The 15,727-nt window shown below is 64.5% G+C and carries 15 protein-coding genes and 2 tRNA genes; 10 read left to right on the forward strand and 7 right to left on the reverse strand.

Features of this window, described 5'->3' with window-relative positions; genetic code table 11:
- Window positions 1-13: 13 nt before the first annotated feature.
- Both FQ775_RS09510 and FQ775_RS09515 read right to left on the reverse strand, forming a co-directional pair.
- Window positions 14-1,237: an LL-diaminopimelate aminotransferase gene (locus FQ775_RS09510; protein WP_146297842.1), complete on the reverse strand. Its 1,224-nt coding sequence runs from the start codon at window positions 1,235-1,237 to the stop codon at window positions 14-16.
- A 70-nt stretch (window positions 1,238-1,307) separates the two neighbouring features.
- Window positions 1,308-1,766: a hypothetical protein gene (locus FQ775_RS09515; RefSeq protein WP_146297843.1), complete on the reverse strand. Its 459-nt coding sequence runs from the start codon at window positions 1,764-1,766 to the stop codon at window positions 1,308-1,310.
- Between the two features lie 116 nt (window positions 1,767-1,882).
- On the opposite strand from FQ775_RS09515, the gene FQ775_RS09520 reads away from it, so the two are divergent.
- The 8 genes from FQ775_RS09520 (at window position 1,883) to FQ775_RS09555 (ending at window position 9,404) form a co-directional block, all read left to right on the forward strand.
- The gene (locus tag FQ775_RS09520) at window positions 1,883-3,712 is read left to right on the forward strand and encodes a PHA/PHB synthase family protein (protein WP_146297844.1); all 1,830 of its coding nucleotides are present in this window, start codon (window positions 1,883-1,885) and stop codon (window positions 3,710-3,712) included.
- 258 nt (window positions 3,713-3,970) lie between these two features.
- On the forward strand, window positions 3,971-5,362 hold the full coding sequence (locus FQ775_RS09525) for a YcbK family protein (protein ID WP_246730316.1): 1,392 nt from the start codon (window positions 3,971-3,973) through the stop codon (window positions 5,360-5,362).
- Window positions 5,363-5,515: 153 nt separating this feature from the next.
- A tRNA-Glu gene (locus FQ775_RS09530) sits at window positions 5,516-5,591 on the forward strand.
- Window positions 5,592-5,776: 185 nt separating this feature from the next.
- Window positions 5,777-6,604 carry a type I methionyl aminopeptidase gene (gene map, locus FQ775_RS09535; protein WP_146301798.1) on the forward strand — a complete coding sequence of 276 codons (828 nt, stop codon included), beginning with the start codon at window positions 5,777-5,779 and terminating at the stop codon, window positions 6,602-6,604.
- Between the two features lie 130 nt (window positions 6,605-6,734).
- Window positions 6,735-7,469 (forward strand): RadC family protein, encoded by a 735-nt coding sequence (radC, locus tag FQ775_RS09540; RefSeq protein WP_146297845.1) that lies wholly within the window; start codon window positions 6,735-6,737, stop codon window positions 7,467-7,469.
- Window positions 7,470-7,515: 46 nt separating this feature from the next.
- Window positions 7,516-7,908, forward strand: coding sequence for a hypothetical protein (locus tag FQ775_RS09545; protein ID WP_146297846.1), 393 nt, complete (start codon window positions 7,516-7,518; stop codon window positions 7,906-7,908).
- Window positions 7,909-8,015: 107 nt separating this feature from the next.
- Window positions 8,016-8,552 carry a P-loop NTPase family protein gene (locus FQ775_RS09550; RefSeq protein ID WP_146297847.1) on the forward strand — a complete coding sequence of 179 codons (537 nt, stop codon included), beginning with the start codon at window positions 8,016-8,018 and terminating at the stop codon, window positions 8,550-8,552.
- Window positions 8,553-8,684: 132 nt separating this feature from the next.
- Entirely contained in the window at window positions 8,685-9,404 is a 720-nt protein-coding gene (locus FQ775_RS09555) for a class I SAM-dependent methyltransferase (protein WP_146297848.1), read from the forward strand.
- Window positions 9,405-9,475: 71 nt separating this feature from the next.
- Here the strand turns inward: FQ775_RS09555 and tig are convergent, their stop codons facing one another.
- From tig to FQ775_RS09575, 4 genes are all read right to left on the reverse strand, one after another.
- Window positions 9,476-10,909, reverse strand: coding sequence for a trigger factor (tig, locus tag FQ775_RS09560; protein ID WP_146297849.1), 1,434 nt, complete (start codon window positions 10,907-10,909; stop codon window positions 9,476-9,478).
- Window positions 10,910-10,992: 83 nt separating this feature from the next.
- A tRNA-Leu gene (locus FQ775_RS09565) sits at window positions 10,993-11,077 on the reverse strand.
- Between the two features lie 143 nt (window positions 11,078-11,220).
- Entirely contained in the window at window positions 11,221-11,799 is a 579-nt protein-coding gene (locus FQ775_RS09570; protein WP_146297850.1) for a GDYXXLXY domain-containing protein, read from the reverse strand.
- Entirely contained in the window at window positions 11,796-12,905 is a 1,110-nt protein-coding gene (locus tag FQ775_RS09575) for a DUF2157 domain-containing protein (RefSeq protein ID WP_146297851.1), read from the reverse strand. The genes FQ775_RS09570 and FQ775_RS09575 overlap by 4 nt, the downstream gene beginning before the upstream one ends.
- Window positions 12,906-13,169: 264 nt before the next feature.
- Between FQ775_RS09575 and FQ775_RS09580 the strand changes: the two genes are divergently transcribed.
- Window positions 13,170-13,310: a DUF1127 domain-containing protein gene (locus FQ775_RS09580; protein WP_146297852.1), complete on the forward strand. Its 141-nt coding sequence runs from the start codon at window positions 13,170-13,172 to the stop codon at window positions 13,308-13,310.
- Between the two features lie 184 nt (window positions 13,311-13,494).
- On the opposite strand, the gene FQ775_RS09585 is transcribed toward FQ775_RS09580, so the two are convergent.
- On the reverse strand, window positions 13,495-14,097 hold the full coding sequence (locus tag FQ775_RS09585; RefSeq protein ID WP_146297853.1) for a hypothetical protein: 603 nt from the start codon (window positions 14,095-14,097) through the stop codon (window positions 13,495-13,497).
- A gap of 138 nt (window positions 14,098-14,235) precedes the next feature.
- Here FQ775_RS09585 and trmFO point away from each other — a divergent pair, with 138 nt between their 5' ends.
- Window positions 14,236-15,660: a methylenetetrahydrofolate--tRNA-(uracil(54)-C(5))-methyltransferase (FADH(2)-oxidizing) TrmFO gene (gene trmFO, locus FQ775_RS09590; protein ID WP_146297854.1), complete on the forward strand. Its 1,425-nt coding sequence runs from the start codon at window positions 14,236-14,238 to the stop codon at window positions 15,658-15,660.
- The last annotated feature ends 67 nt before the right edge of the window (window positions 15,661-15,727 follow it).

A 15,727-nucleotide genomic window follows, 5' to 3' on the forward strand; every position in this document is an offset into this window, starting at 1 on the left:
AATGTGGTCCGGCTCAGCGGCGCGCACTGAGCGGAATGACGTTATCCTGGTCCCCGGACCGTGTCGCTGACGCGAGGAAGCGCTTGATGCTGCGCGCCGCTTGGCGGATGCGGTGCTCGTTCTCGACCAGCGCGATGCGCACGAAGTCGTCGCCATGCTCGCCGAAACCGATGCCGGGTGCGACGGCCACCTCGGCCTTCTCGACCAGCAACTTGGAGAATTCCAGCGAGCCGATGGCGCGGAACGGCTCGGGAATCGGTGCCCACGCGAACATGGTCGCCGCGGGCGCAGGTATCTCCCAGCCAGCGCGCCCGAAGGATTCGACCAGGACATCGCGGCGACGATGGTAGATCGAGCGAACCTCCTCTATGTCGGCGCCATCACCGTTGAGCGCCGCGGAAGCGGCGACCTGGATCGGCGTAAAGGCACCGTAGTCGAGATAGGATTTCACCCGCGCGAGTGCGGCGATCAGGCGCTCATTGCCGACCGCGAACCCCATGCGCCAGCCGGGCATGGAAAACGTCTTCGACATGGAGGTGAATTCGACAGTCACGTCGAGGGCGCCGGGAACTTCGAGGACTGAGGGCGGCGGCGTGTCGTCGAAATAGATCTCCGCATAGGCGAGATCCGACAGGATGATGATGTCGTTCTTTTTCGCGAAGGCGACGACGTCCTTGTAGAAGTCGAGCGTGGCGACGAAGGCGGTCGGATTCGACGGGTAGTTGAGGATCAACGCCAGCGGCCGCGGGATCGAGTGCCGCACCGCGCGTTCGAGCGCCGGGATGAAGGTCTCGTCGGGGGCAGCCGGGATCGAGCGGATGACGCCGCCCGACATGATGAAGCCGAAGGCGTGGATCGGATAGGTCGGGTTCGGGCACAGCACCACATCGCCGGGCGCGGTGATCGCCTGCGCCATGTTGGCGAAGCCCTCCTTCGAACCGAGGGTGGCCACGACCTGGCGCTCGGGGTCGAGTTTCACACCGAAGCGGCGCTCGTAGTAGCGCGCCTGAGCGCGACGCAGGCCCGGGATGCCGCGCGATGCCGAATAGCGATGGGTGCGCGGGTCGCGCACCACGTCGCAGAGCTTGTCGACGATCGCCTTGGGCGTCGGCAGGTCCGGATTGCCCATGCCGAGGTCGATGATGTCGGCGCCGTGCGAGCGCGCGCTGGCCTTGAGCCGGTTCACCTGTTCGAAGACGTAGGGCGGCAGCCTGCGGGTCTTGTGAAACTCTTCCATGGCGGTTCCGGCGAGGTCAGGAGCGGTTTGCGCGGCGATATACACCCATTCCCGCAGGCGGTCGATAGCGTCACTCGCCCTCGATTTCCTTAAGCACATCCTCGGCGTGTGTCGCGCCGAGGCGGCGCAGCCGCTCCGCATCGGCGGCCTGGATCGTCTGTCCCTTCGCGGCCTGTGACTGGCTGCTTGCCGAACGACGCAATTCGCCCTTGCGAGCCCTCGTTTCGCCGGCCGAAAGCTGTTCGGCCGCGCCCTTGCGCGGAACGTTCAGATTGGGGAACTGTCCGGTGTCACGCAGCACCGGCGCCGTGACGCCAACCTGGCCGGGTGCCTCGTCCGCGGTCGCCTCATCGGCGGTTTCGGTTTCGGGGGAAGTCTCCGTAGATGCCGTGGCAAGCGCGCTCTGAGGCACGGCATCCTCGATCGCCACGCTCGCGCAACCGCCTAGCAGACCGGCGGCAAGGATCAGGCCAAGCACCGGACTGAAATGACTGTCGACGACTGGCCCGAAAAAATCGATCTGCGACATATTGCTTTCCGCGGCGCCCGCTATAGCTGGCTTTGCGGCCACCGGTTTGTTGGACCCCTATGGCCGTCACATGATATTGTGTCAACAAAACGCCCCAGGGAGGAGCAGCGGCAATCATGTCCAGGCAGAAGGACGAAGAAAAAAACGCCAGCGGCGCTTCGTCGGCCGAACAATACATGGTCAAGGATCCGGAGCAGTTTGCCCGCAACCTGGCGCACATGATCGAGAATGCTGGCAAAGCAGCCTCCGCGTGGGTGACGCCGCGCGAGCGCGGCGAGGTTCGTGACAGCGTCGCCGAGCCCATGGCCGACATGGTCAAGACCTTCTCGAAACTCTCCGAGTACTGGCTCTCCGATCCTGCGCGCGCACTGGAGGCACAAACCAAGCTCTTCGCCGGCTACATGAGCGTTTGGTCCAACGCGATCGGCAAGATGTCCGGCGAGCGGCGTGATCCCGGCTTTGAACCGGAGCGCGGCGACAAACGCTTCCAGGATCCGGAATGGGGCCAGAACGCCTTCTTCGACTTCCTCAAGCAGGCCTATCTGGTGACCTCGCGCTGGGCGAGCGACCTGGTCGAGCACGCCGACGGACTCGACGAGCATACACGTCACAAGGCGCAGTTCTACGTGCGCCAGATCACCCAGGCCATCTCGCCGTCGAATTTCGTGCTGACCAATCCCGAGCTCTTCCGCGAGACGATGGCGACCAATGGCGAGAACCTGGTCAAGGGCATGAAGATGCTGGCCGAGGACATCGCCGCCGGCAAGGGCGAGTTGAAGTTGCGGCAGGCCGACTACTCGAAATTCGCGGTCGGCAAGAACATCGCCACCACGCCCGGCAAGGTCGTCGGCCGCAGCGAACTGGCCGAGATCATCCAGTACCAGCCGACCACCGACAAGGTGCTGAAACGGCCGTTGCTGATCTGCCCGCCCTGGATCAACAAGTTCTACATCCTCGACTTGAACCCGGAGAAATCGTTCATTCGCTGGGCCGTCGAACAGGGCCACACCGTGTTCGTGATTTCATGGGTCAATCCCGACGAGCGCCATGGCAGGAAGGACTGGGAGGCCTACATCGCCGAAGGTGTCGAGTTCGCGCTCGACACGATCGAGGCCGCGACCGGCGAAAAGGCCGTCAATGCCATCGGCTATTGCGTTGGCGGAACGCTGCTGGCGGCCGCGCTGGCTCTGATGGCCAATGAGGGCGACGATCGTATCAAGTCGGTGACCTTCTTCACCACGCAGGTCGACTTCACCCATGCCGGCGATCTCAAGGTCTTCGTCGACGAGGACCAGGTCGCAGCGCTCGAGCGCGCGATGAACGAGAAGGGCTATCTCGACGGCACCAAGATGGCCACGGCCTTCAACATGCTGCGCGCCGGCGACCTCATCTGGCCCTATGTCGTCAACAACTACATGCGCGGCAAGGAGCCGATGCCGTTCGACCTCCTGTATTGGAATTCAGATTCCACGCGAATGGCGGCGGCCAACCATTCATTCTACCTGCGCAATTGCTACATGGAGAACAATCTATCGCGCGGCGAGTTGAAGCTGCGCGGCAAGAAGGTGGCGCTGAACGACATCGCCATTCCGGTCTATAACCTCGCCGCGCGCGAGGACCACATCGCGCCGGCGCGCTCGGTCTTCGCCGGCTGCCGCCATTTCGGTGGCGAGGTGCAGTATGTGATGGCCGGGTCCGGCCATATCGCCGGCGTGGTCAACCCGCCCTCGCTGAAGAAATATCAGTACTGGACGGGCGGCGCCCCGGTCGGCGATTTCGACGCCTGGGTGGCGGCAGCGACCGAGAACCCCGGCTCGTGGTGGCCTCACTGGCACAAATGGATCGAAAGTCTCGACAAGCGTCGAACGGCCGCGAGGCATCCGGAGAAGGAGAAGGTTCCGATTCTGGCCGACGCGCCGGGAGAATATGTGACGGTGCGGGTCTGACCGGCTGACCGGCTGACCGGCGATCACGAAACAAGGGCCCACGTAACGGGACGTTAATTTACGTGATCGATGAGGTCGCGACGGGGTGTGATTTGCGGACCAAAAACACCTTGTCGCCCCAATTCGTGCCTAGCCGAGATTGCGCCATCGGGCTGAATTCGTTAGGGCTCGTAGGAATGGCGACAGTTTGAACGGCCCTTTTGCCGGGATGATCGATAAGGGCAGCGTCCCGTTCGGGACGAGACGAGGGGTTACCGGTTGAAACCAGCGGGATCGCTTCTTGCAAGCGGAAGGGGACGTGCAACCGGCACGATCCTTCTTGCGCTTTTGCTGGCCTCCTGCACGTCGACCGGCAATCCGCTGCTTGACGTCACGGCGCCCTCCTTCACCGGCACCTCTCCGAACGGCAGTTCCGTCGTCCTTGAGACGATCGACGAAAGCGAAGTCGATGCCGCAGCCGCACCGACGCCGGACGTCATCGGCGACGAGGACCCGCTGCTGCCGGCGGAGGTCGCCTATCTCCCAGCCGACAAGCCCGGAACGCCGATATTGCTGGCCGACAGTGACGAGACGGCTGAGGCGCCGGTCGCAGCCGGCGGCACGGATGACGAGGAAACGACCACGACCGGCGACACCGAAACAGCAGCCGAGACCGCGCCGCCACCCGTGGCGGCGATCGCTCCGGCGCCCGAAAAGCCGGGCTTTTTCGCCAGCTTCTTTGCCAATCGCCAGCCGGTCGGAAGCGATGACAGCGGGCGCGGCGACCGGCGGCCGGCGCGCACGCAAGCGACGGGCCGTGGCCAGCCCGACGGCGGGCGCGTGACGACCGTGGCGCTGGCCACGCCGCAGCCACGTCCGGAGGTGCCCGAAGTGGCGGAAGCGAGCGGCGAAGGCGATGCCGGCGCAGCGGTGGAAAGTGCCGCCACCAACGATCGGGCGGCGGAGACCGAGCCCACCGCCTTCCTGGAAAACGGCCCAGGCCCGGCGCCTGCGCCCGCTCCGCAAAAGCGCGGCTTTTTCGCCAACCTCTTTTCAAATGACGGCCCTTCGGAGCCGGCGGAGCGGCGCCCGGTGATCAAGCGCGAGCCCAAGCCCCAACCGGTGCTGAGGCTTGCCTCGACCGGTCCGTCGCGGCCGGTCGTCGATCGCTCGGCGGTCGGCGGCGACGCGCTGCCCGGCGTGCGCCAGGACGCGCTGTTCGAGATCACGCGTAAATCCGGTCTCGACGACGATGACGATATCGATGTCCATGAAGAACACGTTCAGGTCGCCTCGGCCGCCGGCCTGGCGCGGTTGGCGCCGAACGGCCTCATCAAGCAGACCGATCATGTCGATATCGGCTGCCTGAAACCGTCGCTGGTGCGGGTCCTGAAGCAGGTCGAGCGTCGCTTCGGCAAGAAGGTGATCGTGACCTCGGGCTATCGCAGTCCGGAACGCAACCGTCGCGCGCGCGGCGCGCGCAATTCGCTGCACATGTATTGCGCGGCGGCCGACGTTCAGGTCCCCGGCGTCAGCAAGTGGGATCTCGCCGCCTATGTCCGCACCATGCCGGGACGCGGCGGGGTGGGCACCTATTGCCACACCAAGTCGGTGCATATCGACGTCGGCCCCGAACGCGACTGGAACTGGCGCTGCCGCCGTCGCCGCTGAGCGCCCGACCGGGCGGCCTCTCAACTGCCTGACGCATCGCCATCGTTACGGTCGAGGGCCCCTGCCCCGCGGCGGCAAAAAATCTTGGAAAGCCGCGACATTGCGGGTTGCCGGTATCGGGCAAGCTGACTATAAGGCCGCACGTTCCTCCGCGCGCCCATCGTCTAGCGGTCTAGGACGCCGCCCTTTCACGGCGGAAACACGGGTTCGAGTCCCGTTGGGCGTGCCAGTTGTTCCTACATCAAAATCGCTCTGCCGCACTGACAGCAACGTCGGGTCTGCTCTACAGCCCGTCGCGAACGCGTGCTGCTTGCCCTTCGCACTTGATGCGCGCCGCTATCAATGCCAAAGCAGAGCGGTGGCTGCGCATCTCTGCTGGCCGCGCCGACCGCCAAGCCGCAGAAAGCCCGAGCCATGGTCACCTACCAGGAAGCAGCGACCGCGCCGCTGAAAAACACCGGCCAGATCCGCCTTTATGACGAGGCGGCGTTCGGCGGCATGCGCAAGGCCTGCGATCTGACGGCGCGCTGCCTCGACCAGCTGGCTGCCATGGTCGAGCCAGGTGTGACGACGGAGGCGATCGACCGCTTCGTCTTCGAGTTCGGCATGGACCACGACGCGATCCCGGCAACGCTCAACTATCGCGGCTACACCAAATCCTCCTGCACCTCGATCAATCACGTGGTGTGCCATGGCATCCCGGACGCCAAGCCGTTGCGCGAAGGCGACATCGTCAATGTCGACGTGACCTATATCGTCGATGGCTGGCACGGCGATTCCTCGCGCATGTACCCGGTCGGCCGCATCAAGCGCGCCGCCGAGCGGCTGCTCGAGGTGACCCACGAAAGTCTGATGCGCGGGATTGCCGCGATCCGCCCCGGTGCGCGCACCGGGGCCATCGGCGCGGCGATCCAGTCCTATGCGGAAGCCGAGCGCTGCTCGGTCGTGCGTGACTTCTGCGGCCACGGCGTCGGGCTTCTGTTCCACGACGCGCCCAACATCCTGCACTATGGCAGCCCGAGCGAGGGCGTGGAGATGAAGCCCGGAATGATCTTCACGGTCGAGCCGATGATCAATCTCGGCCGCCCGCACGTCAAAGTCTTGTCCGACGGCTGGACGGCGGTTACCCGCGACCGCTCGCTGTCGGCGCAGTACGAACACACGATCGGCGTGACCGAGACGGGCTGCGAGGTCTTCACGCTTTCGCCCGCCGGCCTCGACAGGCCCGGCCTGCCCGATTGAGGCACGCCGACGCCTCAGGCTGAAAACAACCACGCGCCTGACGCGACCTGTTCAATCCGCTTGAAACTTGCACTAGATTCGCCAGGGGGCGTTTGACGGCCGGCGCGAGCCGGGGGTTACGGGTGCGCGGATGACGGCGGACAGGGACGACGACGAACGCGGCTTTTTTGCCGAGCGACCCGCCCGGCCGGCCAAGCCGCATTATTCGGGTCATCGCCAGCGCCTGCGCGACAGGCTGCGCGAGGGCGGCTCAGCCTCGCTGGCCGAGTACGAGCTTCTGGAAATGCTGCTCTTCCGCACCATCCCCCGCGCCGACACCAAGCCTCTCGCCAAGGCCCTGATCGCGCGCTTCGGCTCCTTCGCCGAGGTGCTCGGTGCGCCGCTGCATCTCCTGCAGGAGGTCAACGGCGTCGGCCCCACCGTCGCTTTTGATCTGAAGCTGGTGGCTGCGGCCGCCGAGCGCATGCTGCGCGGCCGTATCCGCGGCCGCCAGGTGCTCACCTCGTGGAGCGACGTACTCGACTATTGCCGCACCTCGATGGCGTTCGAGCCGCGCGAGCAGTTCCGCATCCTGTTCCTGGACAAGAAGAACGCCCTGATCGCCGACGAGGTGCAGCAGACCGGCACTGTCGACCACACGCCGGTCTATCCGCGCGAGGTGGTGCGCCGGGCGCTGGAACTGTCGGCAACGGCGCTGATCCTGGTCCACAACCATCCATCTGGCGACCCGACGCCGTCGCGCGCCGACATCGAGATGACACGGCTCATCATCGAATCGGCCAAGCCGCTCGGCATTTCGGTGCACGACCACATCATCGTCGGCAAGGACGGCCATGCCAGCCTCAAAGGCATGCAACTGATCTGAGGTAGTGAACGCGGCCTTGCCGAGCCACCGGGGGTCCAAGCGGATCATGAATGAACACGAACGCGGTTTTCTGACCTTCTTGTCCGGTTCGACAAGACGCCGAATGCAAGTGTTGCTGGAGCGCGGCGAGAAACGCCGGAACGACGTCCGCGCCTTGCTGCCCCATTCTGTGCGCTTGGACCCTTCCTTCGCGCGGCATCTCGTCGGCACGGCAACCTTCCCGGCCTCTGTCGAGGCGACGCTACGACAGCTGGGAGCGCCACCCGACTGCTATGTGCTGGCCGCCGACCCTGCCCTGGATGGTCGAACAATGCCCGTGAATGCTGCGCTCGGCGCCGTTGTGGGCATGGGTGAAAGCGCGTTTATCTCATGTATTCCCGGTCGGCTCGGATTCTATGAGTACGAAGATGTGAAATCCTCCTACCTGCTCGTGAGGTAGCACGGAATGTGTTTTGACCAATCGCTCGCACAGCCACGAGCCCTCGCGCTTGACCCTCACGCGCATCGTCGCTAGCACCGCGCTCCCGCCAGCGAGGTCGCTTCGAGATGAAAACCAGCCCACGCGTCTATCTGACCGGCGCCTCCTGCGCCGGGGTCTCGACCCTGGGGGCGGCACTGGCTGAACGGTTCGCTGTCCAGCATCTCGATGTGGACGATTTCTACTGGATGCCGACCGACCCGCCTTACACCACCAAACGGCCGCCGGCCGACCGCGTCCGCCTCATCGAGGCAAGGCAAGGGACCGACGGGTGGGTCCTGACCGGGTCGTTCGACGGCTGGGGTGACGCGCTGACCCGCCACGCGGTCCTGATCGTCTTCGTCGACACGCCTACCCCGGTCCGCATCGAACGACTCAAGGCGCGCGAACTCGACCGCCACGGCGGGAGAATCCTGCCGGGCGGCGACATGCACGAGGCGCATCTGGCGTTTCGGACATGGGCATCACGCTATGATGATCCGACATTCGAGGGGCGCAACCGGGCACGGCACGAGGCCTGGCTGGCGGCGCAGCACGTGCCGGTGGTGCGGGTCGACGGCAGCCGTCCTGTAGCCGACCTGGTGGCTCAGCTAATGGCGCGCTGAGGCTGGGCCGCGCTCGTTTTAATATTCACAAATATTGTCTCAAATTTTCTTCATTAACCACACATACTATTTGTTAAGCATCAGGATTAACTTTCCATTAACCTTGCTCCCGGGTGACAGTGGGAGTTCATCATGACGATACAGGGGACCGTCGGCGTCGCCGGCGCAGAGGTGCTCGGTCCGCGCAGGGCCGACCCCTACACCAACGCGAAAAGCCTCGAATTCGGTTTCCGGGCGCGGCGCTTCGCGCATATCCGCCGGCTGATCGAGGACATCCTGGCCGAACGCGGCTATGCCGAGATTCTCGACCTCGGCGGCACCGAGACCTACTGGAAGATCGGCGCCGACTTCATCCGCGGGAACCGCGACCGGCTGCGCTTCACCGTGGTCAACACGGAGCCGCAGGAGGTCGCGGATGCGGGGCTGTTCGAATTCGTCGAGGACAGCGCCGCCGATCCGGGGCTGTTCCCCGGCCGCCAGTTCGACCTCGTCCATTCCAATTCGGTCATCGAACATGTCGGCGATTGGGCCAACATGGAGACTTTCGCGGTCAACGCGCGGCGCCTGGCGCCACGCTATTACGTGCAGACGCCGAACTACTGGTTCGCCTATGAGCCGCATTTCCGCTTTGCCGGCTTTCAGTACCTGCCGAAGCGGGTCCGCGCCGCGCTGATCATGCGTTTCGCGCTCGGCTTCTTCCAGCGCATCGGCTCGCTGGAGGAAGCAATGGACATCATCCACCACCACCGGCTGCTGTCGACGCGGGAAATGGCGGGGCTGTTTCCGGACGGGAGGATCGTGCACGAGAAGATCGCCGGCCTGAACAAGTCGATCATCGCCATCCGCGGCTGAGATCTGCCGCCAAATGAAAACGGCCGCCCGGAAAGGCGGCCGTTTCACATCGGTGTGTCCGAAAAAGACGGCTACTCGCCGTCGCTGCCCTCGTCCTTGGCGGCGGCCTTCTTCGGTGCAGCCTTCTTCTTGGCCGGTGCCTTCTTCTTGGGCGCCGCCTCGGCGGTCTCTTCGTCATCGGCGAGGAGCTCGTCCTTGGAGACCTTCTTGTCGGTCACGTCGACCTGGCCGAGCAAGTGGTCGATGACCTTCTCCTCGAACAGCGGCGCGCGCAGATTGGCCTGCGCCTGCGGGTTGCTGCGGTAGAACTCGAAGATTTCCTTTTCCTGTCCGGGATAGTGCCGCACGGTCTCGTAGAGCGCGCGCTGCATTTCCTCGTCGGTGATCTGAACACCGGCCTTCTCGCCGATCTCGGCAAGCACCAGGCCAAGGCGCACCCGGCGCTCGGCAAGGCGCTGATACTCGGCGCGCGCCTTCTCCTCGGTCGTCTCTTCGTCCTCGAAGTTGCGTCCGGCCTTCTCGAGGTCACCGGTCACCTGGTTCCAGATGTTCTCGAACTCGGCCTCGACCAGCTTGGACGGCGCTTCGAAGGAATAGACGGCGTCGAGCTGGTCGAGCAGCTGGCGCTTCACCTTCTGGCGCGTCAGCGCGCCGAACTGGTTCTCGAGCTGACCCTTCACGATCTCGCGCAGCTTGTCGGCCGATTCCAGACCGAGGTTCTTGGCGACTTCGTCATTGAGTTCGAGCGGCTCGGGCTTGGCGACTTCGGTCACCTTGACGTCGAAGGTGGCGTCCTTGCCGGCCAGATGCGCCGCCTGGTACTCGGCCGGGAAGGTCACCGAGATGACCTTCTCGTCGCCGGCCTTGACGCCGACAAGCTGCTCTTCGAAGCCCGGGATGAACTGGCCGGAACCGAGCACCAGATTGGCGCCGGTGTCGGCGCCGCCCTCGAAGGGCTCGCCGTCGATCTTGCCGACATAGTCGATGGTGACGCGGTCGCCGTCCTCGGCCTTGCCCTTCTTGGTGGTGAAGCTGCGGGCCGATTCAGCCACGCGCAGCGCCTGTTCCTCGATCTCGGCCTCTGGAACGTCGTAGATCTCGCGCGTCACCTTGATGTCGGCGACATCCTTCACCTCGATCGGCGGGATGACCTCGTAGGCGATCTGGAAGGAGAAATCGGCCTCGCCGGAAAGCACCTTCTCGGCTTCCTTCTCGTCCTCGGTCATGGTGACCTCGGGCTGCATGGCGGCCTTTTCGCCACGGTCGGAGATGATCGAACCGGTCGACTTGGACAGGATATCGTTGACGACCTCGGCCATCATCGCCTTGCCGTACATCTTGCGCAGATGCTGCAGCGGCACCTTGCCGGGACGGAAGCCGTTGATGCGCACCTTGGACTTGGCGTCCTCGAGCCGCTCGACAAGCCGGGCTTCCATGTCCTTGGCGGGCACGATCACCTGGATCTCGCGTTTCAGCCCTGCATTCAGCGTTTCGGTAACCTGCATCGTCTAACCTTTGTCTTCGCGAATACCGGCGGGTCGGCCCCCGCCGCGCGCATTGCCGGATTCTTCTGCCGGGAGTGGCTTTCTGGTGCGGGTGGAGGGACTTGAACCCCCACGGCTTGCGCCACAGGAACCTAAATCCTGCGTGTCTACCAGTTCCACCACACCCGCTCCGGGGACGCTCGGCCCCCGAAAGCGCGGCGTTCTATATCATCAGCCATCATGGCTTCAAAGGAAAAACACCGCAAAAATGCGGCTTTTTTTGCCCGTGGCCAGCAGCTTGCAGGGCCATATAGAGGCGTTCTCGGCGCCGGCTAGTAAAGCGGCTCCTCGTAGAGCCGCTGGTCGCCATCGAGGAACGCCTTGATCTGCGCCTGGCCATCATCGCCGACAGCGACGATCATGAAGAAGGAGCGCTCGCGCATGTCGGCCTCGATCGCACGCCCCTCGCCTTCCGGCAGGTAAAAGCGTTCGATTCCGTAGTCGACGAGGATCGTCCCGGTAATCTCCTGCCAGCCGCTGCGCACGCGCCCTCGTATGTCGGCCTCTTCCTCGGCCAGCGCCGGCGCTTCGGCCCGCAGCCGCAACGACACCGGCGCGAAGATCCCGTCCTCGCCACGCCGGACCCGGAGCCAGACCGTGGCGTCACGTGCCAGTTCGGCCTCATCCGGCCCGGTTTCGAGCAAGGTCTTGGGCAAGGCCGAGATGTTGTAGCCGAGGCGGACATAATCGCCGCGCAACAGGTCGCGCGGATCGACCGGCTGGACTTTCAGCAATACCTCGCGCCCGTCACGCAGGATGGCGGCCCGCGCATTGATCATCCAGGCAAGGAAGCCGATCTGGAGCAGCGCGGCGAGAACGGCGGCGGCGAAAAGCCAGACTGGACGTTTCATGTCGCCGCCCCTGCATTGGCCGGCCGCGTCGCGAGCCGGCGTTCGAGCCTGATGATGACGAATGCCATCACGGCCAGAACCAGGCCTGCCGCCAGGAAGAAGCCCGCCGTGCCAAGCATTGTACCGACGGTGTTGACGTAGACGACGCAGAGCTCGACCCCGAACAGAAGATAGGCGAGCCAGCGCAGCGCACGGCTGTCACGCCCGGCCAGAACAAGCGCGGCAATGCTGCCGGCAAAGGTGACGAGCGCGGCAAGGATGAAACCCCAGCCTTCCATGAACTCGATCTGGATCAGCATCATGGCCGTCGAAAAGCCGATCAGGGCATGCACGGCAGCGCCACCGCCCAGCCGCAACAGGCGTTCGACCGCAGCTTCCGCGTGCACGGCCGCGAGCAGGAAAGCGGTCGAGACGATGGCAAGCCCGATCGGGACCGCGATATGGCCGGTCCGCAGATGCGCCATCACGGCGTAGAACACCAATGCCAGGATGATGAGATGCCGCGCCGCGCGGCTTTGCGTCCATAGCGACAACGCCCACAGCGCCGCCGCCAAGGCCAGCCATGTCAGCGGCAGCGGTTCGTCACGCCAGAAATCCCAGCTGTCGATCCAGAGCCATGTGCAGGCCAGCGCTACCGCGCCGACATTGAGCGCCGACGAGCGCAAAAGCAGCGACGCAGCCGCAACGCCGAAACACCAGGTGAGAATGGCCGCCGCCTCGTCGCCCGACAGGTGGTACATCTGTCCGATGAGCGCAATCGACGCGCCGAAGGCGGCACCGCCGACGATCCAGGCCGCCTCGCCTGCCGCGCGCTGGTCGCGGACGACCAGCCACGCCCCGACGACATAGGTGCCAAGGATCACGGCGAACAGCATCACGACCCTGGCAAGGCGCGGAAAGTCCTCCCAGTTGGCGGCGACGAAAATCAGGATCGCAGCACCGAACAGGAGCGCAGACAGCATCGCCAGGATCGCGCCAAAGGAAAAACCACGCCGCGCGTGCGCCTCGACATCGGCGCGCAGCTTCTCGGCCGTCCCGGCATCGATCATGCCGGCTCCGAGCCAGCGCTCGATGTCCCTGTTCACCTTGGCGGCATGAGAGGCCATTTTAGGAGCTGTCCTGCTCGGCGATCCACGGGCGTCAAACTATGCCGTCGCGGCCGCAAAGGGAAGATATGACGATTTCGCCAGACGCGGCGGCACTCGAGTCGCTCCTGTCCGCAAACGTTGCGTTATTTCAAGGCTTTGCTGCGCTGCACAAAACGCATTGCTGCTATGCAATATCTGCGCTTCAAAATCGGACCGGGCGCGCCTATCTTCCGTTCGTACACAGAGAACAGCCGAAACGAAGATATACGAAAGAGAGTGACCATGAACCTGATCCGCAACTACCGCAACTGGCGCCGCTACCGCGAGACCGTGAGTGAGCTGAGCCGCCTGTCCAACCGCGAACTCAACGACCTTGGCATCAGCCGCGGCGACATCCCCTTCGTCGCCCGCCGCTCGATCTGACGAATTCAAGGATTTCGCCAGGGCCTACCTCCTCCCAGGCCCTGACGGATAAGGTCGGCATCCACCTCCTCCCGGATGCCGACCACCCTAAAGACACCCGCCGGACCTCCTCCCCCGGCGGGTGTTTTCTTTTTCAGAAAGCCTTTTCAGAATCCGGGCTGCGAGCGTCGCCGCTTCGTGATCGTTAGACCGGCAGATCGCCGGCCGACAGGAAGCCGCGCGGCAGCCATTCGCGCAATGGCAGGATGTCGGGGGCTCCGCCCATCGGCGCATACCAGGAATCGACCGCCCATTTCTCGCCGCCGCGTTCGCGCAGCACTGCTGTCGAATGGGGATAACGCCCGTCGAGGAAGAAACCGCGCGACACGTTTGCCTGGACGTTGTGATGCGTCAGCAGGCCGCGTTTTTCGAGATAGAGCAGTAGTGAACGCGTGTTCGTGGATTCGTCGATGCAGTCCATCTGCCCGCGCTCGCGCGTTCCGGCCAGTGTCGACTTCGGCTGGTCGGTTATCCCGATGACCTGCTCGGAGCGCCGTTCGAAATACTGGACGGCCACCGAAACCGCCTTGCGCTCCTCTTCCGGCGAGGTCGGCGCGTAGGCGAAAATCTCGGCGAACTGATCGGCATCCTGCTGGTTGATGTCGAGGCGCGTCTTGTAGTTGCAATTGTAGCCGTGGCAGACGTAGAGACGCGTCGTTTCCGTCCGCGTGATGTCGCCCGTATAGTTGCTCGACACCGACGTGCAGCCCGCCAGAAAGCCGAACAGAAGGATAGAAGCCCTGCGCATGGTCCCTCCGCCGCTCGCGGGGCGCAGGATAGGTGCACGGCCAGGCGAGGGCAATGCCGAAAACGCCATCTAACGCCCCCGTGCCGACGAGACCCGGACGATTGCATTCGCCCGCCCGGAAGCCTAATTGCTGCTCCCATGAGCATCAAACCCATCCATGTTGTCGGCGGCGGCCTCGCAGGATCGGAAGCGGCATGGCAGATCGCGTCCGCCGGCGTTCCCGTCATCCTGCACGAGATGCGCGGCGTGCGCGGCACCGACGCACACAAGACCGACGGTCTCGCCGAACTGGTCTGCTCCAACTCGTTCCGCTCCGACGATGCCGAGACCAACGCGGTCGGCCTCCTGCATGCCGAAATGCGGCTCGCCGGTTCGCTGATCATGGCATCGGGCGACGCGCACCAGGTGCCGGCTGGCGGCGCGCTCGCCGTCGACCGCGACGGCTTTTCGGACGCGGTGACGCGGGAAGTCGAAGCGCATCCGCTGATCAGCGTAGTGCGCGAGGAAATCTCCGGCCTGCCACCGGAGAGCTGGGACTTGGCGATCATCGCCACGGGACCGCTGACGGCGCCGAGCTTGGCGGAGGCCATCCGCGCCGAAACCGGCGCCGACGCCCTTGCCTTCTTCGATGCCATCGCCCCGATCGTGCATTTCGACACGATCGACATGCAAAAGGCGTGGTTCCAGTCGCGCTACGACAAGGTCGGTCCGGGCGGCACCGGCAAGGACTACATCAACTGCCCGATGTCGAAGGCCGAATACGAGGCCTTCATCGCGGCGCTGATCGCCGGCGACAAGACCGAGTTCAAGCAATGGGAAGGCACGCCCTATTTCGACGGCTGCCTGCCGATCGAGATCATGGCCGAGCGCGGGCCGGAAACCTTGCGGCACGGGCCGATGAAGCCGGTCGGGCTGACCAACGAGCACGATCCCGAAACCAAGCCATACGCGGTGGTGCAGCTGCGCCAGGACAATGCGCTCGGCACGCTCTACAACATGGTCGGCTTCCAGACGAAGCTGAAATATGGCGAGCAGGGGCGCATCTTCCGCATGATTCCCGGGCTCGAAAACGCCGAGTTCGCGCGTCTCGGCGGCCTCCACCGCAACACCTATATCAACTCGCCGGTGCTGCTCGACGGCTCGCTGCAACTGAAGTCGCGGCCAGGCTTGCGTTTTGCCGGCCAGATCACCGGCTGCGAGGGTTATGTCGAATCGGCCGCGATCGGGCTGCTGGCCGGACGCTTCGCGGCGGCAGAGCGGCTCGGCAATGCCCCCTCGTTGCCGCCGGCAACCACCGCTTTCGGCGCGCTGCTGAACCATATTACCGGCGGACACCTCGTCTCCGACGACGAGCCCGGCAAGCGCTCCTTCCAGCCCATGAACGTCAATTTCGGCCTGTTCCCGCCACTCGATCCGGGCACGAAGCTGAAGCCGGAAGGGTTCGAGGGCCGTTTTCGCGGCAAGGACAAGGCGTTGGCCAGGAAACGCGCCACGACGCGACGTGCATTGGCGGACTGCCGCAAATGGCTGGGGCATGAAGCTTCCGCCCAGGCAGCGGAATAGTACGGCAAGGCGGGTTGACCGCGACGGTTCGCGCCTGAAGACTGGAAAAAGTCACTCAGGAGGTTTT

The sequence above is a fragment of the Nitratireductor mangrovi genome (assembly GCF_007922615.2).
Taxonomy (GTDB): domain Bacteria; phylum Pseudomonadota; class Alphaproteobacteria; order Rhizobiales; family Rhizobiaceae; genus Mangrovimarina; species Mangrovimarina mangrovi.